The organism is Streptomyces sp. UC4497 (assembly GCF_054871485.1).
Map to the genome: position 1 here is coordinate 37,260 of NZ_JBTYHB010000041.1, position 20,587 is coordinate 57,846.

General features: G+C 68.5%; 19 protein-coding genes. All 19 read left to right on the forward strand.

Annotated features, from left to right (window positions below; genetic code table 11):
* The first annotated feature begins 2 nt into the window (after positions 1 to 2).
* Positions 3 to 1,070 (forward strand): threonine synthase, encoded by a 1,068-nt coding sequence (thrC, locus tag ACYSUO_RS36010; RefSeq protein ID WP_461780420.1) that lies wholly within the window; start codon positions 3 to 5, stop codon positions 1,068 to 1,070.
* Between the two features lie 302 nt (positions 1,071 to 1,372).
* Positions 1,373 to 2,290, forward strand: a complete 918-nt coding sequence (gene thrB / locus ACYSUO_RS36015) for a homoserine kinase (RefSeq protein ID WP_422409827.1) — start codon at positions 1,373 to 1,375, stop codon at positions 2,288 to 2,290.
* Between the two features lie 400 nt (positions 2,291 to 2,690).
* Complete coding sequence (rho, locus tag ACYSUO_RS36020) at positions 2,691 to 4,796, forward strand: transcription termination factor Rho (RefSeq protein WP_461780421.1); 2,106 nt, start codon at positions 2,691 to 2,693, stop codon at positions 4,794 to 4,796.
* 331 nt (positions 4,797 to 5,127) lie between these two features.
* Entirely contained in the window at positions 5,128 to 6,231 is a 1,104-nt protein-coding gene (locus tag ACYSUO_RS36025) for an LCP family protein (RefSeq protein ID WP_461780422.1), read from the forward strand.
* 165 nt (positions 6,232 to 6,396) lie between these two features.
* Positions 6,397 to 6,618: a 50S ribosomal protein L31 gene (rpmE, locus tag ACYSUO_RS36030; RefSeq protein ID WP_100595864.1), complete on the forward strand. Its 222-nt coding sequence runs from the start codon at positions 6,397 to 6,399 to the stop codon at positions 6,616 to 6,618.
* Between the two features lie 107 nt (positions 6,619 to 6,725).
* Positions 6,726 to 7,802, forward strand: coding sequence for a peptide chain release factor 1 (gene prfA / locus ACYSUO_RS36035; RefSeq protein WP_426900982.1), 1,077 nt, complete (start codon positions 6,726 to 6,728; stop codon positions 7,800 to 7,802).
* Positions 7,803 to 7,890: 88 nt separating this feature from the next.
* A complete protein-coding gene (gene prmC, locus ACYSUO_RS36040) occupies positions 7,891 to 8,730 on the forward strand; it encodes a peptide chain release factor N(5)-glutamine methyltransferase (protein ID WP_426900981.1) in 840 nt (279 codons plus the stop codon).
* A gap of 74 nt (positions 8,731 to 8,804) precedes the next feature.
* Positions 8,805 to 9,452, forward strand: a complete 648-nt coding sequence (locus ACYSUO_RS36045) for an L-threonylcarbamoyladenylate synthase (protein WP_461780423.1) — start codon at positions 8,805 to 8,807, stop codon at positions 9,450 to 9,452.
* Entirely contained in the window at positions 9,449 to 10,111 is a 663-nt protein-coding gene (locus ACYSUO_RS36050; protein ID WP_266714094.1) for an arsenate reductase/protein-tyrosine-phosphatase family protein, read from the forward strand. The genes ACYSUO_RS36045 and ACYSUO_RS36050 overlap by 4 nt, the downstream gene beginning before the upstream one ends.
* Before the next feature lie 115 nt (positions 10,112 to 10,226).
* A complete protein-coding gene (locus ACYSUO_RS36055; protein WP_461780424.1) occupies positions 10,227 to 11,513 on the forward strand; it encodes a serine hydroxymethyltransferase in 1,287 nt (428 codons plus the stop codon).
* Between the two features lie 139 nt (positions 11,514 to 11,652).
* Positions 11,653 to 12,990: an MraY family glycosyltransferase gene (locus ACYSUO_RS36060; protein WP_461780425.1), complete on the forward strand. Its 1,338-nt coding sequence runs from the start codon at positions 11,653 to 11,655 to the stop codon at positions 12,988 to 12,990.
* 273 nt (positions 12,991 to 13,263) lie between these two features.
* Complete coding sequence (locus ACYSUO_RS36065; RefSeq protein ID WP_426900973.1) at positions 13,264 to 13,722, forward strand: hypothetical protein; 459 nt, start codon at positions 13,264 to 13,266, stop codon at positions 13,720 to 13,722.
* A gap of 273 nt (positions 13,723 to 13,995) precedes the next feature.
* Positions 13,996 to 14,766, forward strand: coding sequence for a F0F1 ATP synthase subunit A (atpB, locus tag ACYSUO_RS36070; protein ID WP_461780448.1), 771 nt, complete (start codon positions 13,996 to 13,998; stop codon positions 14,764 to 14,766).
* Between the two features lie 76 nt (positions 14,767 to 14,842).
* The gene (atpE, locus tag ACYSUO_RS36075; RefSeq protein WP_385762526.1) at positions 14,843 to 15,082 is read left to right on the forward strand and encodes an ATP synthase F0 subunit C; all 240 of its coding nucleotides are present in this window, start codon (positions 14,843 to 14,845) and stop codon (positions 15,080 to 15,082) included.
* Positions 15,083 to 15,123: 41 nt separating this feature from the next.
* Positions 15,124 to 15,672 carry a F0F1 ATP synthase subunit B gene (locus tag ACYSUO_RS36080; RefSeq protein ID WP_461780426.1) on the forward strand — a complete coding sequence of 183 codons (549 nt, stop codon included), beginning with the start codon at positions 15,124 to 15,126 and terminating at the stop codon, positions 15,670 to 15,672.
* Entirely contained in the window at positions 15,669 to 16,490 is an 822-nt protein-coding gene (locus ACYSUO_RS36085) for a F0F1 ATP synthase subunit delta (RefSeq protein ID WP_266714121.1), read from the forward strand. The genes ACYSUO_RS36080 and ACYSUO_RS36085 overlap by 4 nt, the downstream gene beginning before the upstream one ends.
* A gap of 120 nt (positions 16,491 to 16,610) precedes the next feature.
* The gene (atpA, locus tag ACYSUO_RS36090) at positions 16,611 to 18,200 is read left to right on the forward strand and encodes a F0F1 ATP synthase subunit alpha (protein WP_461780427.1); all 1,590 of its coding nucleotides are present in this window, start codon (positions 16,611 to 16,613) and stop codon (positions 18,198 to 18,200) included.
* 21 nt (positions 18,201 to 18,221) lie between these two features.
* Entirely contained in the window at positions 18,222 to 19,148 is a 927-nt protein-coding gene (locus tag ACYSUO_RS36095) for a F0F1 ATP synthase subunit gamma (RefSeq protein ID WP_426900965.1), read from the forward strand.
* Positions 19,148 to 20,584, forward strand: a complete 1,437-nt coding sequence (atpD, locus tag ACYSUO_RS36100; protein WP_461780428.1) for a F0F1 ATP synthase subunit beta — start codon at positions 19,148 to 19,150, stop codon at positions 20,582 to 20,584. Before ACYSUO_RS36095 ends, atpD begins: the two co-directional genes overlap by 1 nt.
* The last annotated feature ends 3 nt before the right edge of the window (positions 20,585 to 20,587 follow it).

Here is a 20,587-nt window from a genome sequence, read left to right on the forward strand (position 1 = left end):
TCATGACCGGACAGACCCACCAGTGGCGCGGCATCATCGAGGAGTACCGGGACCGGCTCCCGGTGACCGACACCACGCCGGTCGTGACACTGCGCGAGGGCGGTACGCCGCTCGTGCCCGCGCAGATGCTCTCCGAGCGCACCGGCTGTGAGGTGCACCTGAAGGTCGAGGGTGCCAACCCGACCGGTTCGTTCAAGGACCGCGGCATGACCATGGCCATCACGAAGGCCAAGGAGGAGGGCGCGAAGGCCGTCATCTGCGCCTCCACCGGCAACACCTCGGCCTCCGCCGCCGCGTACGCCGTGCGGGCCGGGATGGTCTGCGCCGTCCTCGTGCCGCAGGGCAAGATCGCGCTCGGCAAGATGGGCCAGGCGCTCGTCTACGGCTCGAAGATCCTCCAGGTCGACGGCAACTTCGACGACTGCCTGAACCTGGCCCGCGCCCTCTCCGAGAACTACCCGGTGGCGCTGGTCAACTCGGTGAACCCGTTCCGCATCGAGGGCCAGAAGACCGCCTCGTTCGAGATCGTGGACGCGCTCGGCGACGCGCCCGACATCCACGTCCTCCCGGTCGGCAACGCCGGCAACATCACGGCCTACTGGAAGGGCTACAAGGAGTACGCCGCCGACGGCATCTCCTCCCGTACGCCGCGGATGTGGGGCTTCCAGGCCTCCGGCTCCGCGCCGATCGTGCGCGGCGAGGTGGTCAAGGACCCCTCGACGATCGCCACCGCGATTCGCATCGGCAACCCCGCCTCGTGGCAGCACGCGCTCGCCGCGCGCGAGGAGTCCGGCGGCTTCATCGACGAGGTGACGGACCGTGAGATCCTGCGCGCCTACAAGCTGTTGGCGTCCCAGGAGGGTGTCTTCGTCGAGCCCGCGTCGGCCGCGTCCGTCGCCGGTCTGCTGAAGGCCGCCGAAGAGGGCAAGGTCGACCCCGGCCAGAAGATCGTCTGCACCGTCACGGGCAACGGTCTGAAGGACCCGGACTGGGCCGTCGCCGGTGCTCCGCAGCCGGTCACCGTGCCGGTCGACTCCGCCGCGGCCGCCGAGCGTCTCGGTCTCGCCTGAGTCGTACGCCTCGTCGGGCGACTCTTTACGCGACGCTGACACGTCGTCAACTGGGCGTTTCAGTACAGGGGGTGCACAGGGGGGCTTACGACACGCATCGTGCGCCTCCTGTGCGCCCTATGTCGCCACTGAACCTTCCTTCGATAGGCTGTAGCGAACCCGCCCACCGCATATGCCGTGGTGCCGCCGCTGTTTTGTCGATCGCGGCCCGGGTGTCGACGCACGCACCACCAGACTTCGACGCATCACAAGACATCGGAAGTTCTCGAAACATCCCGTAGCTCAAGGAGAGTCATCGAGCGATGGCCGGTCCCGCCTTCCGCGCCGCCGCCGTCAGGGTGCGCGTTCCCGCCACCAGCGCCAATCTCGGCCCGGGCTTCGACAGCCTCGGCCTGTCGCTGGGGCTCTACGACGACGTGGTCGTCAGGGTCGCCGACTCCGGGCTGAACATCGACATCGCCGGTGAGGGCTCCGAGACCCTGCCCCGCGACGAGTCGCACCTTCTGGTCCGCTCCCTGCGTACGGCCTTCGACGCCCTCGGCGGACAGCCGCGCGGCCTTGAGATCGTCTGCGCCAACCGCATCCCGCACGGCCGGGGCCTCGGCTCCTCGTCCGCCGCGATCGTGTCGGCCGTGGTCGCCGCGCGCGCCGTGACGATAGGCGGCGGCGCCCTGCTCGACGACGCCGCGCTGCTCGAACTCGCCACCGAGATCGAGGGCCACCCCGACAACGTGGCCCCGTGCCTGCTCGGTGGCTTCACCATCGCGTGGACGGAGACCGGCGCGGGCCGCGCGATCCGTCTCGACGCGGCCAGTTCCATCGTTCCGGTGGTCTTCGTCCCCGGAAAGCCGGTCCTCACCGAAATGGCGCGAGGACTCCTGCCGCGCACCGTCCCGCACGTGGACGCCGCGGCCAACGCGGGCCGGGCGGCCCTGCTCGTCGAGGCCCTGACCAGGCGCCCCGAGCTGCTGCTCCCGGCCACGGAGGACCGTCTTCACCAGGAGTACCGGGCGCCGGCGATGCCGGAGAGCGCCGCCCTTGTGGAGCGGCTGCGGGCCGACGGGGTGCCCGCGATGATCTCCGGAGCGGGGCCGACGGTCCTCGCTCTGGTGGAGGAAGAAACGGCCGACAAGGTCGCCCGGCTGGCCGGGGAGGGCTGGGCGGCGAACCGCCTCGACCTCGATGTCGACGGAGCGAGCGTGCTGCCGCTTGGCTCCTGACACCCGGTTGCCGGAATACGAGAGGGGGAATGTTTGTTGGATCCGGTAGTGTTAACCTCAAGTCTGCACCCGGCCCTACCATGGCGAGGTGCTGTGTGTCCCCGTCAGGGACAACCATTCTTCCGGGAGCCTCCCCAGCGATTCCGTGCAGCGTCCTCGCATGTCGAGACGTGGCGCTGAAGAGTGGCGAGCACGCTCCGGAACCGGCGTGACCGAGCCGCGTGACACAGAAATCCAGTGCACCCGCGGAATCGGGCTACGCCGTCACCACCGAATTCTTCCGCCTCTTCGGCGGACAACCGCCCCGGCACACGGTCCGTACAGGCTGGACCACCGCCGGACAGCACAACACGGTCGCCGAGCCAGACAGGCCGACGTCCGCTCCAGGGAAGGACCCTTCGTGAGCGACACCACCGATCTGATGGGCGTGACTGCCGACAGCTCTGCTGCCGCGCCCGCCGCGTCCTCTGCGGACGCGTCCGCCGCGCCCGCCCGGCGGCGCCGCGGTACCGGCCTTGACGGCATGGTGCTGGCCGAGCTGCAGCAGGTCGCATCGGGCCTCGGAATCAAGGGCACTGCGCGGATGCGCAAGAGCCAGCTGATCGAGGTCATCAAGGAGGCGCAGTCCGGGGGAGGGAACTCCCAGGCCGCCCCCGCGAAGAGCGCCGACGCCGCCGAGACGAAGCCGAAGCGGCGGGCCACCTCGAAGGCCCGTACCGGCGACGAGTCCGCGGCCGACGCGGCGCCCGCGAAGTCGGGTGCCAAGGCGGAGAAGGCCGAGGCGGCCGACGCCAAGGCGAAGAAGGCCACGGCCCAGCAGCAGATCGAGATCCCCGGCCAGGGCGCCAGTGACGAGCAGCCGGCCGGCGAGCGTCGTCGCCGCCGTGCCACGTCCGAGGCGGGCAGCCCCGAGACGGTCACCGCCGAGGCCAGGTCCGAGACGCGGCAGGACCGCCAGGACAAGCAGCAGGACCGCCAGCAGGACCGTCAGGACAAGCAGGAGCGTCAGGACGGCGGCGACGGCAACAAGGGCGACGGCGGCCAGGACGGCAACCACGAGGGTCGTCGCGACCGCCGTGACCGTCAGGGCGACCGCCAGGGCGGCCGTGGTGGGCGCGACCGTGACCGCCAGGGCGGCGACCGTGACCGCCGCGGCGGCAAGGGCGACGACCAGGGCGGGAACAGCCAGGGCGGCGGCCGGAACAACCAGCAGGGTGGCGGCCGGAACAACCAGCAGCAGGACGACGGCTACGACGACGACGGCGGCGGCCGCCGCGGGCGCCGGGGCCGTTACCGCGACCGTCGTGGGCGTCGTGGGCGCGACGAGCAGGGCTTCGGCAACGAGCCGCAGATCTCCGAGGACGACGTCCTGATCCCCGTCGCGGGCATCCTCGACATCCTCGACAACTACGCCTTCATCCGTACGTCGGGCTACCTGCCGGGTCCCAATGACGTCTACGTCTCCCTGGCCCAGGTCCGCAAGAACGGCCTGCGCAAGGGTGACCACGTCACCGGTGCCGTGCGTCAGCCCAAGGACGGCGAGCGCCGCGAGAAGTTCAACGCGCTGGTCCGCCTCGACTCGGCGAACGGCATGGCGGCCGAATCCGGCCGTGGGCGCCCGGAGTTCAACAAGCTGACGCCCCTCTACCCGCAGGACCGCCTCCGCCTGGAGACGGACCCGGGTGTGCTGACGACGCGCATCATCGACCTCGTCGCGCCGATCGGTAAGGGCCAGCGCGGTCTGATCGTGGCCCCGCCGAAGACCGGCAAGACCATGATCCTGCAGTCGATCGCCAACGCGATCACGGTGAACAACCCCGAGTGCCACCTGATGGTCGTCCTCGTCGACGAGCGTCCGGAAGAGGTCACCGACATGCAGCGGTCGGTGAAGGGCGAGGTCATCTCCTCGACCTTCGACCGTCCCGCCGAGGACCACACCACGGTCGCCGAGCTCGCCATCGAGCGCGCCAAGCGCCTCGTGGAGCTGGGTCACGACGTCGTCGTGCTGCTCGACTCGATCACCCGCCTGGGCCGCGCGTACAACCTCGCGGCGCCGGCCTCCGGCCGCATCCTGTCCGGTGGTGTCGACTCGACCGCCCTGTACCCGCCGAAGCGCTTCTTCGGTGCGGCCCGCAACATCGAGGACGGCGGCTCGCTGACCATCCTCGCCACCGCGCTGGTGGACACCGGGTCCCGCATGGACGAGGTCATCTTCGAGGAGTTCAAGGGCACCGGCAACGCCGAGCTCAAGCTCGACCGCAAGCTCGCCGACAAGCGCATCTTCCCGGCGGTGGACGTGGACGCGTCCGGTACCCGTAAGGAAGAGATCCTGCTCGGCAGCGACGAGCTGGCGATCACCTGGAAGCTGCGTCGTGTGCTGCACGCGCTCGACCAGCAGCAGGCGATCGAGCTGCTGCTCGACAAGATGAAGCAGACGAAGTCCAACGCGGAGTTCCTGCTGCAGATCCAGAAGACGACGCCGACGCCGGGCAACGGCAACGACTGACGCTTCACAGGGATTCAAGGGCTGGGCCCCGCCGCTTCGTGCGGCGGGGCCCAGCCCTTTTCCGTGCCTGCTCGGAACGTTTCAGGGCACTCGGAGACCAGAGACCTTCACCACACGTATAAGGATCTGTGCCCTCTGTGAAGCATGTGCCACATGGGCGTGAAAGTGCAGGTGAGAGGGTTGCGGGTCGTTGGTACCGCTACGTACCGTCGCACTTCCGTCCCGGAATGCGCACACGTGTTTGTGCAACCCTTCTTGGCGGTCCGCCGTCACACCGAGTGAACGAAGAAGCGGACCGAAGGATCAGAAGCAGACGAACCTGCGAGGAGTTATGCCGGAACGTGACAGCAGGCCCGGGCGCCACCGCGGCGCCAAGGGCAGCCGCCGCAAACCGCGCAGTGGGCGCAGCAAGGCGCTGCGGATCGCGGCGTGGAGCGCCGCGGGCGTCGTCGTCCTCGGTGGAACCGGCCTGGGGTACGTCTACTTCCAGCTCAACGGCAACATCAAGAGCGTCGACATCGACTCGCAGCTGGGCACCGACCGTCCGCAGAACGTGGACAACGGCTCCGAGGACATCCTCGTCCTCGGCTCCGACACCCGGGCCGGCGACAACGAGAAGGTCGGCGGCGGCGCCGACGAGGGCTCGGCGCGCTCGGACACCGCGATGGTCGTCCACGTCTACAAGGGCCACAAGCGGGCCAGCGTCGTCTCCATCCCCAGGGACACGCTCATCGACCGCCCCTCGTGCACCGACAAGGACGGCAACGACTACCCGGCGCAGAACGAGGTCATGTTCAACTCCGCGTACTCGACGGGCGGCGCGGCCTGCGCGGTGAAGACCGTCGAGTCCCTGAGCGGCATCCGCATGGACCACTACGTGGAGGTCGACTTCAGCGGCTTCCAGAAGCTGATCGACGACCTCGGCGGCGTCAAGGTCACCACCACGAAGTCGATCAACGACCCCGACAGCCATCTGAACCTCGACGCCGGCACGCACACGCTCAGCGGCGAGCAGTCGCTCGGCCTCGTCCGCACCCGGCACGGCGTGGGCGACGGCAGTGACCTCGGGCGCATCCAGCTCCAGCAGGCGTTCATGAAGGCCCTGATGGACCAGATCAAGAGCGTCGGCGTCTTCACCAGCCCGAGCAAGCTGTACGCGCTCGCGAACACCGCCACGAAGACGGTGACGACGGACTCGCAGCTGGCCTCGGTCAAGGACCTGACCTCGTTCGCGAGCGGGCTCAAGGGCATCGGCTCCGGCGACATGAACATGGTGACGCTGCCCGTGCAGTACGACCCGAACGACGCCAACCGCGTACTCCTGGACAAGACCAACGCGAAGAAGGTCTGGAAGGCCCTGGAGGCCGACAGGACGATCCCGAAGTCGGCCACGAAGGACTCCGCCAAGGGCTCCGCCGACAGCGTCGTGAAGTAGCCGCGAAGCAGCGACGACCCCCTCGGGAAGGGCCGGGAATACATCCGGGCCCTTCTCGGTTTTGGGGGATACGGCCAGTCCTGGCAGACTGGTACGTCGGCCCCGGTTCACGCTCCCGCATCCCGCGTCAGCGACCCGGCGCCCTCCATGAACCTAGGAGACACCTTGAAGCGCGACATCCACCCCGAGTACGTCGAGACGCAGGTCTCTTGCACCTGCGGCGCGTCGTTCACCACCCGTAGCACCATCTCGTCCGGCACCGTCCGTGCCGAGGTCTGCTCCGAGTGCCACCCGTTCTACACGGGCAAGCAGAAGATCCTCGACACCGGTGGCCGTGTGGCCCGCTTCGAGGCCCGCTTCGGCAAGGCTGCCGCTGCCAACAAGTAGCGGAGCTCCAGCGCCGGTCCACGGTGCCCCTGTTTTTCGCGGGGGCACCGGGACCGGCGCTTTGCGGTGCAGCCCCTTTTGATCCCCCGTAACTGCAGGAGCCGGAGATGTTCGAGGCCGTCGAGGAACTGATCGGTGAGCACGCCGATCTGGAGCAGAAGCTCGCGGACCCCTCGGTCCACGCCGACCAGGCGAACGCGCGCAAGCTCAACAAGCGCTACGCCGAGCTGACCCCGATCGTCGCCACGTACCGCTCCTGGAAGCAGACCGGGGACGACATCGAGACGGCGAAGGAATTCGCCGCCGACGACCCGGACTTCGCGGCCGAGGTCAAGGAGCTCGAGCAGCAGCGCGAGGAGATCACCGAGAAGCTGCGGCTCCTCCTGGTGCCCCGAGACCCGTCCGACGACAAGGACGTGATCCTCGAGGTCAAGGCCGGCGCCGGCGGCGACGAGTCCGCCCTGTTCGCCGGTGACCTGCTTCGCATGTACCTGCGCTACGCCGAGCGCGTCGGCTGGAAGACCGAGATCATCGACGCCACCGAGTCCGAGCTGGGCGGCTACAAGGACGTCCAGGTCGCCGTGAAGACCAAGGGCGGCAACGGCGCGACCGAGCCCGGCCAGGGTGTCTGGGCCCGCCTGAAGTACGAGGGCGGCGTGCACCGCGTGCAGCGTGTGCCCTCCACCGAGTCGCAGGGCCGCATCCACACCTCCGCCGCCGGCGTGCTGGTCACGCCCGAGGCCGAGGAGGTCGACGTCGAGATCCACGCGAACGATCTGCGCATCGACGTGTACCGCTCCTCGGGCCCCGGCGGGCAGTCCGTCAACACGACCGACTCCGCCGTCCGCATCACGCACATCCCCACCGGCGTCGTGGCTTCCTGCCAGAACGAGAAGTCCCAGCTGCAGAACAAGGAGCAAGCGATGCGTATCCTGCGCTCCAGGCTCCTCGCAGCGGCGCAGGAGGAAGCGGAGAAGAACGCCGCCGACGCCCGCCGCAGCCAGGTCCGCACCGTCGACCGCTCCGAGAAGATCCGTACGTACAACTTCCCGGAGAACCGCATCTCGGACCACCGTGTCGGCTTCAAGGCCTACAACTTGGACCAGGTGCTCGACGGCGATCTCGACGCCGTGATCCAGGCGTGCGTCGACGCGGACTCGGCCGCCAAGCTCGCCGCCGCGTAGAACCGCACCGCCCGCCCCGTACGACAGCTCAGCCCGGAGGAACAGCGTGCAGCAACATTTTGGGGGGCGACCCCCAAACCCCCGCAGCGTGCTGCTCGCGGAAGTGGCCCAGGCCACTCAGCGGCTTGCCGACGCCGGAGTGCCCTCGCCGCGCAACGACGCGGAGGAGCTCGCGTCCTTCGTGCACGGCGTCAAGCGGGGCGAGCTGCACACCGTCAAGGACGCGGACTTCGACGCCCGGTACTGGGAGGCGATCGCGCGCCGCGAGGCCCGCGAGCCGCTCCAGCACATCACCGGACACGCCTACTTCCGCTATCTGGAGCTCCAGGTCGGTCCCGGTGTCTTCGTGCCGCGCCCGGAGACCGAGTCGGTCGTCGGCTGGGCCATAGACGCCGTGCGCGCGATGGATGTCGTCGAGCCGCTGATCGTCGATCTGTGCTCCGGCTCCGGCGCCATCGCGCTCGCGCTCGCCCAGGAGGTGCCGCGCTCGCGCGTGCACGCCGTGGAGCTGTCCGAGGACGCGCTCAAATGGACGCGCAAGAACGTCGAGGGGTCCAGGGTCGACCTGCGCCAGGGAGACGCCCTGGAGGCCTTCCCCGACCTCGACGGCCAGGTCGACCTCGTCATCTCCAACCCGCCGTACATCCCGCTCACCGAGTGGGAGTACGTCGCCCCCGAGGCCCGTGACTACGACCCGGACCTCGCCCTGTTCTCCGGCGAGGACGGGCTCGACCTGATCCGTGGCATCGAGCGCACCGCCCACCGCCTCCTGCGCCCCGGCGGCATCGTCGTCATCGAGCACGCGGACACGCAGGGCGGCCAGGTGCCGTGGATCTTCACCGAGGAGCGGGGCTGGGCGGACGCCGCCGACCACCCCGACCTCAACAACCGCCCGAGGTTCGCGACGGCCCGCAAGGCGCTGCCGTGACCGACGCGTTGTCCTTTGAGTTTGACGAGTTCGAGCAGTACGCAGACCAGCACATCGAGCAGGAGGCCCGCTAGATGGCACGGCGTTACGACACCAATGACGCAGTCGACCGCGCTACCGGCCTGCGTGAAGCCGCCTCCGCAGTCCGCCGCGGCGAGCTGGTCGTGCTGCCCACCGACACCGTCTACGGCATCGGTGCGGACGCCTTCACGCCCGAGGCGGTCGGTGACCTCCTGGAGGCCAAGGGCCGTGGCCGCAACATGCCGACGCCGGTGGTCATCCCCTCGCCGAACACGCTGCACGGGCTCGTCACGGACTTCTCCGAGATGGCCTGGGAACTGGTCGACGCGTTCTGGCCGGGCGGCCTGACCCTCGTCGCCAAGCAGCAGCCGTCGCTCCAGTGGGACATCGGCAACACCCGTGGCACCGTCGCGGTCCGCATGCCGCTGCACCCCGTCGCCATCGAACTGCTCACCGAGGTCGGCCCGATGGCCCTCTCCTCCGCGAACCTGACCGGCCACCCGGCACCCGAGGACTGCGACGCCGCGCAGGAGATGCTCGGCGACTCCGTCTCCGTCTACCTCGACGGGGGGCCGACGCCCGGCAACATCCCGTCATCCATCGTCGACGTCACCGGCAAGGTCCCGGTCCTGCTGCGCGAGGGCGCGCTGACCGCGGACGAGCTGCGCAAGGTCGTACCCGACCTCGAGGTGGCGAATTGACAGCCCCTGAGACGGGGCGTGGCATAGGCAACGGGTACGTACGCACGCCGGCACTCCCCGGCGACACCTTCCGCATCCTCCACGTCAGCACCGGCAATGTGTGCCGCTCGCCGATCACCGAGCGGCTGACCAGGCATGCCCTCGCGGACCGGCTCGGCGCGCCGCTCGCCGGCGGTCTCGTCGTGGAGAGCGCGGGCACCTGGGGCCACGAGGGCGCGCCCATGGAGGCCAACGCGGAAACGGTCCTGGCCGACTTCGGCGCGGACGCCTCCGGCTTCGTCGGCCGTGAGCTCCTCGACGACCACGTCATAAGGGCCGACCTGGTCCTGACCGCGACGCGCGACCACCGCGCGCAGGTCATCTCCATGGGGCACAGCGCGGGCCTGCGGACGTTCACGCTGAAGGAGTTCACGCGGCTCGTGCAGGCCATAGACCCGGCCACGCTGCCGGATCCCCTGGAGTCCGGTGTGGTCGAGCGTGCGCGGTCCCTGGTGCGGGCGGCGGCGGCTCTACGCGGGTGGCTGCTGGCTCCCTCCGTGGAGGCGGACGAGGTGTACGACCCGTACGGGGCGCCGCTGCCGTTCTTCCAGTCGGTGGGCGGCGAGATCCACGAGGCCCTGGACCCGGTGGTCACGGCCCTGACGGGCGTCAAGAAGTAGCTCCGCCCAGGCCCCCGAAACGTTTGCGCCGTGTGGCCTGACGCCGGGCGGGCGCAACGGGGCGGATCTACATTGGAAGGCACTTACCTCCCCGACGCGAGGCCCGGAGCCGACCATGCCGGTGATGACAGAACCCGCAGCCACAGCGGAGCTCCTGCGGCAGGACCCCGAACTGGCCGAGATCCTCCTCGGGGAGACCGCCCGCCAGGCGGACTCCCTCCAGCTCATCGCCGCGGAGAACTTCACGTCCCCCGCGGTCCTCGCCGCCCTCGGCTCCCCGCTCGCCAACAAGTACGCGGAGGGCTACCCCGGCGCCCGCCACCACGGCGGCTGCGAACTCGTCGACGTGGCCGAGCGCCTCGCGATCGACCGCGCCAAGGCCCTCTTCGGCGCCGAACACGTCAACGTACAGGCGCACAGCGGCTCTTCGGCCGTGCTCGCCGCGTACGCCGTACTGCTGAAGCCCGGCGACACCGTGCTCGCGATGGGCCTGCCGTCCGGCGGCCACCTCACGCACGGCTCACCGGCCAACTTCTCCGGCCGCTGGTTCGACTTCGTGCCGTACGGCGTCGACGGGGAGAGCGGGCTCATCGACTACGAGCAGGTCCGCGCCGCGGCCCGCGCCCACCGCCCCAAGGCCATCGTGTGCGGCTCGATCTCGTACCCCCGGCACATCGACTACGCCGCCTTCCGGGAGATCGCCGACGACGTGGGCGCCCACCTCATCGCCGACGCCGCGCACCCCATCGGCCTCGTCGCCGGGGGAGCGGCCCCGAACCCGGTCCCGTACGCCGACATCGTCTGCGCCACCACGCACAAGGTGCTGCGCGGACCGCGCGGCGGGATGCTGCTGTGCTCGGCCGAGCTGGCCGACCGCGTCGACCGGGCCGTCTTCCCCTTCACCCAGGGCGGCGCGCAGATGCACACCATCGCCGCGAAGGCCGTCGCGTTCGGGGAGGCTGCGCGCCCCGCCTTCACCGCGTACGCCCATCAGGTCGTCGCCAACGCCCGGCTGCTCGCGGGCGCGCTCGCCGCGGAGGGCTTCGGCGTCACCACCGGCGGCACCGACACCCATCTGCTGACCGTGGACCCGGCGCCGCTCGGCGTCGCGGGCGGGGTGGCACGTGGCAGGCTCGCCTCGGCGGGCATGATCCTCGACACATGCGCGCTGCCGCGCTGCGGAGCAGCTGATGTCACGGCCGAGGGTGGCCGCGGCCTGCGCCTCGGCACCGCCGCCGTCACCACACAGGGCATGGGCGAAGGAGAGATGGCCCGCATCGCCGTGCTCCTGTCGGGTGTCGTACGCGACGTTCTCGACGCCGGAACGGTCCGCGAAGAAGTGCGCCAACTGGCCAAAAGATTCCCCCCGTACCCCGCCTGGAACGGGGTAGGCGAGCGGTAGAACACCTCTTGCGCCGCACCAGTGCACCTCTGGAACCGTCAGCCGTGCAACCATCGTCGCTACCCGGAAGTCCCCAACCCTAAGCACGCGAGACTAGGGTGTGGGGCTGAGATGGCCAGCGATACCTGTGGGGAAGCCCGTGCGTGAATACCTGCTGACGCTCTGCATCACGGCCGCGGTGACCTATCTGCTCACAGGCCCGGTGCGGAAGTTCGCGATCGTGGCCGGCGCCATGCCGGAGATCCGTGCACGTGACGTGCACCGGGAGCCCACGCCGCGGCTCGGCGGTATCGCCATGTTCTTCGGTCTGTGCGCGGGCCTGCTCGTCGCCGATCACCTGACCAATCTGGACAAGGTCTTCGAGTCCTCGAACGAACCGCGGGCGCTACTCTCCGGCGCCGCCCTGATCTGGCTGATCGGCGTCCTGGACGACAAGTTTGAGATCGACGCCCTCATCAAGCTCGGCGGCCAGATGATCGCCGCGGGCGTGATGGTGATGCAGGGCCTGACGATCCTTTGGCTGCCGATCCCGGGTGTCGGGACGGTGTCGCTGACGCAGTGGCAGGGGACCCTGCTCACCGTCGCGCTCGTCGTGATCACCATCAACGCCGTGAACTTCGTCGACGGCCTCGACGGGCTCGCGGCGGGCATGGTGTGCATCGCCGCCGCCGCGTTCTTCCTGTACGCGTACCGGATCTGGTACGGCTACGGCATCGAGTCCGCGGCCCCGGCCACGCTGTTCGCGGCGATCCTGATGGGCATGTGTCTGGGCTTCCTGCCGCACAACATCCATCCGGCCAGAATCTTCATGGGCGACTCGGGCTCCATGCTCATCGGCCTCGTCCTCGCGGCCGGCGCGATCTCCATCACCGGGCAGGTCGACCCGGACGCGCTCAAGCTGAACCTCGGCGGCTCCACCCGCGACACCACGCACGCGATGCTGCCCGTCTTCATCCCGCTGCTGATGCCGCTGACGATCATCGCGATCCCGTTCGCCGACCTCGTCCTCGCGATCGTGCGCCGCACCTGGAACGGGCAGTCGCCGTTCGCGGCTGACCGCGGGCATCTGCACCACCGGCTCCTGGAGATCGGCCACTCGCACTCCCGCGCGGTGCTGATCATGTACTTCTGGTCGGGCCTCATCGCCTTCGGCGCGGTCGCCTACTCGGTGCACTCCGCGTCCGGGATGTGGGTCATGCTCACCATCGTCGCGCTGAGCTTCGTCGGGCTCGTCATGCTTCTGCTGCCGCGCTTCACGCCCCACGCGCCGCGCTGGGCCCAGCACTTGGTGCCTCCGCGCTACCGGCGACCGGCCGTGGCCGCGGCGGGCGACGGGGTGGCCGAGCCGTCCGAGGGCTCCGAGACCTCCGGGGGCGAACCGGACCGCGACCGGATCCCGGCGGGGGTCAACGGGGCGACGGCGATCGGGGGCCGTTCGCGCTTCACGGACCGGCGTAAGGCGGGAACGTCCCGTTGACGCGGGCGGCCACGAAGTCCGAAATGAGCCCAATACCAGATATATTGGCCTCGCGCGTGCACAGACGCGCAGGATCCCCCTCACGTGTGACGGTTGGCACACCTTCTAGGTAAAGACCGCATCAAATAGTTTGTGATACCGTTCACGAAGCCAGGGGGAGGGCCGAAAGGCCTTAGTGCAACGGCCATTTGGCCCGAATCGGACTGCCGAATCCCCGGACTACGCTCGTCCATGACGACACCCTGCCCCACACCAGTAAGCGGAGTTGCCGCCATGCCGTCCAATGACGCACGGACCCTTCTTCACACCGTCCTACCCACCGCCGCCGCTGGCGTGATTGCCGCGGTGATCAGTGGTGTGGTTGCGGGCGGCAAGGGGGCCATCGGTGCGCTGGTCGGTGCTCTTGTGGTCATCGTGTTCATGGGCCTCGGGCAGGTCGTGCTGATCCGCACGGCAAAATCGCTTCCGCAGCTGTTCCAGGCGATGGGGCTGATGCTCTACGTCGCCCAGCTGCTGCTGCTCATGATCTTCGTGGCCATTTTCAAGGACACGACTCTCTTCAATCCCAAGACCTTTGCCGTCTCTCTGGTCGTCTCGACCGTTGTGTGGATGGCGGCCCAGGCCCGCGCTCACATGAAGGCCAAGGTTTTCTATATCGACCCCGAGGCGGCGCCCGGTTCCAAGGGGACCGGGACCGGTGAGAAAGCCGAGAAGACCGGGTCGTCATCGTGAGAGGTAGGGCCGGGATAAGCGCCCGTTCGTCGGGCTGCTATCGTCCGGTGCCAACTGCGGCATCGCCGGCGCGGGCACGAGAGCTGACGCCTGCACGATCGCGAGGCTCACTGCCTGCCCGCCGCCCCCACGCCCGAAACACCAGACCGGTGCCGATCCGCGGCTGCACGCCGCACCGACACAACGAGGTTGCCGTACTTATGCGTCACGCCGAAGGAGCCCGCGGTGAGTGCTGACACGACCCAGCTCGCCTTTGACTGGAGCTGTCGGATCATGTCCGACAACGGATGCGGCTTCCCGGCGCCGGGCCTGCACTCCTTCCTGTTCGAACCGATTGCCGACTTCGGCTGGTTCTACTTCAACAAGGTGATGCTGCTCGCCCTGCTCACCACGATCGTCGTCTGTGCCTTCTTCTACTTCGCGTTCGGCCGCTCGAAGGTCGTGCCCGGGAAGATCCAGATGATCGGTGAGGCCGGCTACGACTTCGTCCGCCGCAACGTCGTCTACGAGACGCTGGGCAAGAAGGAGGGCGAGAAGTACGTACCGATCATGGTCTCGCTGTTCTTCTTCATCTGGATCATGAACATCTGGTCGGTCGTCCCGCTCGCCCAGTTCCCGGTCTCCTCGGTCATCGCCTACCCGGCGGTCCTCGCGGCCATCGTGTACCTGATCTGGGTGCCGCTGACCTTCAAGCGCCATGGCTTCGTGGGTGGTTGGAAGAACATCACCGGCTACGACCCGTCGCTCGGGCCGATCAAGTGGCTGGTCTCGTTCATCGAGTTCTTCTCGAACCTGCTGGTCCGCCCGTTCACGCACGCGGTCCGACTCTTCGCGAACATGTTCGCGGGTCACCTGATGCTGGTGATGTTCACCGTCGCCTCCTGGTACCTGCTGAACAGCTGGATGATCCCGGCCGCCGGCGTCTCCTTCGTGATGACGATCGCGATGATCCTCTTCGAGCTTTTCGTCCAGGCCGTTCAGGCGTACGTCTTCGTCCTCCTGGCCTGCACGTACATTCAGGGCGCTCTCGCCGAGCACCACTGAGCCCCACCCCGTCCAACCACCCCAGGTCGTCCGGTGGCCAACCCCCACCGGTTCGTAAAGAAAAGGAAGTAACGGCATGTCCGCGTCCATCGAACTCGCCGCTGGCGTCTCCGGCTCCCTCGGTTCCATCGGTTACGGTCTCGCCGCGATCGGCCCCGGCATCGGTGTCGGCATCGTCTTCGGTAACGGCACCCAGGCCCTTGCCCGCCAGCCCGAGGCTGCCGGCCTGATCCGCGCCAACCAGATCCTCGGCTTCGCCTTCTGTGAGGCGCTCGCCCTCATCGGCATCGTTATGCCGTTCGTGTTCGGTCAGTAATCACCGCGTACTGACTGACACTTACGACGAAAGGCACTGATGTGATCGCCAACCTGGTACAGCTGGCGGCCGAGGAGGAGATGAACCCTCTCCTCCCGCCCGGCCCCGAGCTGCTCATTGGCACCCTTGCCTTCGCCATCGTCTTCTTCGTCTTCGCCAAGAAGCTCCTCCCGCGTATCAACCAGACGCTGGACGAGCGCCACGCGAAGATCGAAGGCGGTATCGAGAAGGCCGAGGCGCTTCAGACCGAGGCCCAGAGCGTGCTCGAGCAGTACAAGGCTCAGCTCGCCGAGGCCCGGCACGAGGCCGCGCGGCTGCGCCAGGAGGCGCAGGAGCAGGGTGCCGCGCTCATCGCCGAGATGCGTGCGGAGGGTCAGCGGCAGCGTGAGGAGATCATCGCCGCCGGCCACTCGCAGATCGAGGCCGACCGCAAGGCCGCCGCTCAGGCGCTGCGTCAGGACGTGGGCCAGCTGGCCACCGACCTGGCCGGCAAGCTTGTCGGCGAGTCCCTCGAGGACACCGCCCGGCAGTCGCGCACGATCGACCGCTTCCTCGACGAGCTCGAGGAGAAGGCAGAGGCTGCACGATGACCGCCCACGGAGCGAGCCGCGAGGCACTGGCCGCCGCGCGTGAGCGTCTGGACGCGCTGACCGACAACACGTCGGTCGACGCCAAGGCGCTCGCCGGCGACCTGGCCTCGGTGACCGCGCTGCTGCAGCGCGAGGTCAGCCTGCGACGGGTCCTGACCGACCCGGCGCAGGCCGGTGAGGCCAAGGCCGAGCTCGCGAGCCGCCTGCTCGGCGGCCAGGTCGGCGGCGAGACCGTCGACCTGGTGTCCGGCCTGGTCCGCTCCCGGTGGTCGGCCTCCCGCGACCTGGTCGACTCCCTGGAGGAGCTGGCCAACACCGCGGACCTGACCGCGGCGCAGAAGAGCGGTGAGCTCGACGACGTCGAGGACGAGCTGTTCCGGTTCGGCCGGATCGTCTCCTCCAACACCGAGCTGCGCGCCGCACTGACCGACAAGTCGGCTTCGAACTCGGCCAAGGGCGAGCTCGTCAAGCAGCTGCTCGACGGCCGGGCCAAGCCCACGACCGAGCGGATCGTCGGCCGTCTTGTGACCGCGCCGCGGGGACGTAGCCTGGAAGCGGGACTCGAGTCCCTCTCCAAGCTCGCCGCCGAGCGTCGCGAGCGCATGGTGGCGGTCGTCACCACCGCGGTCCCGCTGAGCGACGCGCAGAAGCAGCGTCTGGGTGCGTCCCTGGCGAAGCTCTACGGCCGTCAGATGCATCTGAACCTGGACGTGGACCCCGAGGTCCTCGGCGGGATCAAGGTGCAGGTGGGTGACGAGGTCATCAACGGCTCGATCGCGGACCGCATCGAGGAGGCCGGCCGCCGCATGGCCGGCTGACCGCAACAAGCTCAACACGTACGACTACGGCCCTAGTTGGGCCGTGCAGAGGATTCCTGGGGGCTGACCCCAGACCCCCCAAGAACACTTCGGGCCCAACAAGGAGAGCAGGGAACCCAGATGGCGGAGCTCACGATCCGGCCGGAGGAGATCCGGGACGCGCTGGAGAACTTTGTCCAGGCGTACAAGCCGGACGCGGCCTCGCGCGAGGAGGTCGGTACGGTCACCCTTGCCGGCGACGGCATCGCGAAGGTCGAGGGCCTTCCCTCGGCCATGGCCAACGAACTGCTGAAGTTCGAGGACGGCACCCTCGGCCTCGCGCTCAACCTGGAAGAGCGCGAGATCGGCGCCATCGTCCTGGGCGAGTTCAGCGGCGTCGAGGAGGGACAGCCGGTCACGCGCACCGGTGAGGTCCTGTCCGTCGGTGTCGGCGAGGGCTACCTGGGTCGCGTCGTCGACCCGCTCGGCAACCCGATCGACGGCCTCGGCGACATCGAGACCAGCGGTCGACGCGCCCTCGAGCTGCAGGCCCCGGGCGTCATGGCCCGTAAGTCGGTCCACGAGCCGATGGAGACCGGCTACAAGGCCGTCGACGCGATGACCCCCGTCGGCCGTGGTCAGCGCCAGCTGATCATTGGTGACCGCCAGACCGGCAAGACCGCCCTGGCCGTCGACACGATCATCAACCAGCGCGACAACTGGCGCACCGGCGACCCGAACAAGCAGGTCCGCTGCGTGTACGTCGCCATCGGTCAGAAGGGCTCCACCATCGCCTCCGTGCGTGGTGCGCTCGAAGAGGCCGGCGCGCTGGAGTACACGACCATCGTCGCCGCCCCGGCGTCCGACCCGGCCGGCTTCAAGTACCTGGCGCCGTACACCGGTTCGGCCATCGGCCAGCAGTGGATGTACGACGGCAAGCACGTCCTCATCATCTTCGACGACCTCTCGAAGCAGGCCGACGCCTACCGCGCCGTGTCCCTGCTGCTCCGCCGCCCGCCGGGGCGCGAGGCCTACCCGGGTGACGTCTTCTACCTGCACTCCCGTCTGCTCGAGCGCTGCGCGAAGCTCTCGGACGAGATGGGCGCCGGTTCGATGACGGGTCTGCCGATCGTGGAGACCAAGGCGAATGACGTCTCGGCGTTCATTCCGACCAACGTCATCTCCATCACCGACGGCCAGTGCTTCCTGGAGTCCGACCTGTTCAACGCCGGCCAGCGTCCGGCCCTGAACGTCGGTATCTCGGTCTCGCGTGTGGGTGGTTCCGCCCAGCACAAGGCCATGAAGCAGGTCTCCGGCCGACTCCGTCTGGACCTGGCCCAGTACCGCGAGCTGGAGGCGTTCGCCGCCTTCGGTTCCGACCTGGACGCCGCGTCGAAGGCGCAGCTGGAGCGCGGTCAGCGTCTCGTCGAGCTGCTGAAGCAGGCGCAGTACGAGCCGATGGCCACCGAGGACCAGGTCGTCTCCGTCTGGGCCGGTACCAACGGCAAGATGGACGAGGTGCCGGTCGCCGACATCCGCCGCTTCGAGAAGGAGCTCCTGGAGCACCTGCACCGCAAGGAGCAGGGCCTCATGACCTCCATCAAGGAGGGCGGCAAGATGTCGAACGACACGATCCAGGCCATCGACGAGGCCGTCGCCGACTTCAAGAAGCAGTTCGAGACCTCGGACGGGAAGCTTCTCGGCGAGGACGCTCCGGCCGCCGCCAAGTGACGTAAGGAAGGGACCTGACTCATGGGAGCCCAGCTCCGGGTCTACAAGCGTCGCATCCGATCCGTCACCGCGACCAAGAAGATCACCAAGGCGATGGAGATGATCGCCGCCTCGCGTGTCGTCAAGGCACAGCGCAAGGTGGCGGCCTCCACGCCGTACGCGACCGAGCTCACGCGCGCGGTCACGGCGGTGGGGACCGGGTCGAACACCAAGCACCCGCTGACGACGGAGTCGGAGACGGCGACCCGCTCCGCGGTTCTGCTGCTCACCAGCGACCGCGGTCTGGCCGGCGCCTTCAACGCGAACGCCATCAAGGCCGCCGAGCAGCTCACGGAGAAGCTCGTCGGCGAGGGCAAGGAGGTCGACACGTACATCGTCGGCCGCCGTGGTCTGGCCCACTACAACTTCCGCGAGCGCAAGGTCGTGGAGTCGTGGGCGGGCTTCACCGATGAGCCCACGTACGCGGACGCCAAGAAGGTCGCGGCCCCGCTGATCGAGGCCATCGAGAAGGAGACGGCCGAGGGCGGCGTGGACGAACTCCACATCGTCTACACCGAGTTCATCTCGATGATGACGCAGACGGCCGTCGACGGTCGGCTGCTGCCGCTCAGCCTCGAAGAGGTGGCGGAGGAGTCGAAGGCGTCCGGTAAGGGCGACGAGATCCTTCCGCTGTACGACTTCGAGCCGTCGGCGGAGGACGTCCTCGACGCCCTGCTGCCGCGCTACGTCGAGAGCCGGATCTACAACGCGATGCTCCAGTCGGCTGCTTCCAAGCACGCCGCCACGCGCCGCGCGATGAAGTCGGCGACCGACAACGCGGGAGAGCTGATCAACAACCTCTCCCGTCTTGCCAACGCGGCCCGCCAGGCCGAAATCACCCAGGAAATCAGCGAGATCGTCGGTGGCGCGAGTGCCCTGGCCGACGCGACCGCGGGGAGTGACAAGTAATGACGACCACTGTTGATACGGCCGTTGCCACGGGCCGCGTCGCCCGGGTGATCGGCCCGGTCGTCGACGTGGAGTTCCCCGTCGACGCGATGCCGGACATCTACACCGCTCTGCACGTCGAGGTCGCCGACCCGGCGCTCGAAGGTGCGAAGAAGACCCTGACGCTCGAGGTCGCCCAGCACCTCGGTGACGGCCTGGTCCGCGCGATCTCCATGCAGCCGACCGACGGCCTGGTCCGCCAGGCCCCGGTCGTGGACAGCGGCGCCTCCATCACGGTGCCCGTCGGCGACTTCACCAAGGGCAAGGTGTTCAACACCCTCGGTGACGTGCTGAACTCCGACGAGAAGTACACCGGCGAGCGCTGGGGCATCCACCGCAAGGCGCCGAACTTCGACGAGCTCGAGTCGAAGACCGAGATGTTCGAGACCGGCATCAAGGTCGTCGACCTTCTCACCCCGTACGTCAAGGGTGGAAAGATCGGCCTGTTCGGTGGTGCCGGCGTCGGCAAGACGGTGCTCATCCAGGAGATGATCTACCGCGTCGCCAACAACCACGACGGTGTCTCCGTGTTCGCCGGTGTCGGCGAGCGCACCCGTGAGGGCAACGACCTCATCGAGGAGATGGCCGAGTCCGGCGTCATCGACAAGACCGCGCTGGTCTTCGGTCAGATGGACGAGCCGCCGGGCACCCGTCTGCGCGTGGCCCTCGCGGGTCTGACGATGGCGGAGTACTTCCGCGACGTCCAGAAGCAGGACGTGCTGTTCTTCATCGACAACATCTTCCGCTTCACGCAGGCCGGTTCCGAGGTCTCGACCCTGCTGGGTCGCATGCCCTCGGCCGTGGGTTACCAGCCGAACCTGGCCGACGAGATGGGTCTCCTCCAGGAGCGCATCACGTCGACCCGTGGTCACTCGATCACGTCCATGCAGGCCATTTACGTGCCCGCGGACGACCTGACCGACCCGGCCCCGGCGACGACCTTCGCCCACCTCGACGCGACGACGGTGCTTTCCCGTCCGATCTCCGAGAAGGGCATCTACCCGGCCGTGGACCCGCTGGACTCCACGTCCCGCATCCTGGACCCCCGCTACATCGCGGCGGACCACTACAACACGGCCATGCGTGTCAAGACGGTCCTCCAGAAGTACAAGGACCTTCAGGACATCATCGCGATCCTCGGTATCGACGAGCTCGGCGAGGAGGACAAGCTCACTGTCCACCGCGCCCGTCGCGTGGAGCGCTTCCTGTCGCAGAACACCCACGTCGCCAAGCAGTTCACCGGCGTCGACGGGTCGGACGTGCCGCTGGACGAGACGATCGTGGCCTTCAACGCGATCATCGACGGCGACTACGACCACTTCCCGGAGCAGGCGTTCTTCCTGTGCGGTGGCATTGAGGACCTCAAGGCCAACGCCAAGGAGCTCGGCGTCTCCTGAGCC

What these genes read in the sequence shown, in the direction of transcription:
- atpA (WP_461780427.1), top strand. Translation starts at nt 16,611, where the DNA reads ATGGCGGAGCTCACGATCCGGCCGGAGGAGATCCGGGACGCGCTGGAG.
- ACYSUO_RS36085 (WP_266714121.1), top strand. Translation starts at nt 15,669, where the DNA reads ATGACCGCCCACGGAGCGAGCCGCGAGGCACTGGCCGCCGCGCGTGAG.
- atpB (WP_461780448.1), top strand. Translation starts at nt 13,996, where the DNA reads ATGTCCGACAACGGATGCGGCTTCCCGGCGCCGGGCCTGCACTCCTTC.
- ACYSUO_RS36095 (WP_426900965.1), top strand. Translation starts at nt 18,222, where the DNA reads ATGGGAGCCCAGCTCCGGGTCTACAAGCGTCGCATCCGATCCGTCACC.
- ACYSUO_RS36065 (WP_426900973.1), top strand. Translation starts at nt 13,264, where the DNA reads ATGCCGTCCAATGACGCACGGACCCTTCTTCACACCGTCCTACCCACC.
- thrC (WP_461780420.1), top strand. Translation starts at nt 3, where the DNA reads ATGACCGGACAGACCCACCAGTGGCGCGGCATCATCGAGGAGTACCGG.
- prfA (WP_426900982.1), top strand. Translation starts at nt 6,726, where the DNA reads ATGTTCGAGGCCGTCGAGGAACTGATCGGTGAGCACGCCGATCTGGAG.
- ACYSUO_RS36045 (WP_461780423.1), top strand. Translation starts at nt 8,805, where the DNA reads ATGGCACGGCGTTACGACACCAATGACGCAGTCGACCGCGCTACCGGC.
- ACYSUO_RS36055 (WP_461780424.1), top strand. Translation starts at nt 10,227, where the DNA reads ATGCCGGTGATGACAGAACCCGCAGCCACAGCGGAGCTCCTGCGGCAG.
- atpD (WP_461780428.1), top strand. Translation starts at nt 19,148, where the DNA reads ATGACGACCACTGTTGATACGGCCGTTGCCACGGGCCGCGTCGCCCGG.
- thrB (WP_422409827.1), top strand. Translation starts at nt 1,373, where the DNA reads ATGGCCGGTCCCGCCTTCCGCGCCGCCGCCGTCAGGGTGCGCGTTCCC.
- atpE (WP_385762526.1), top strand. Translation starts at nt 14,843, where the DNA reads ATGTCCGCGTCCATCGAACTCGCCGCTGGCGTCTCCGGCTCCCTCGGT.
- ACYSUO_RS36025 (WP_461780422.1), top strand. Translation starts at nt 5,128, where the DNA reads ATGCCGGAACGTGACAGCAGGCCCGGGCGCCACCGCGGCGCCAAGGGC.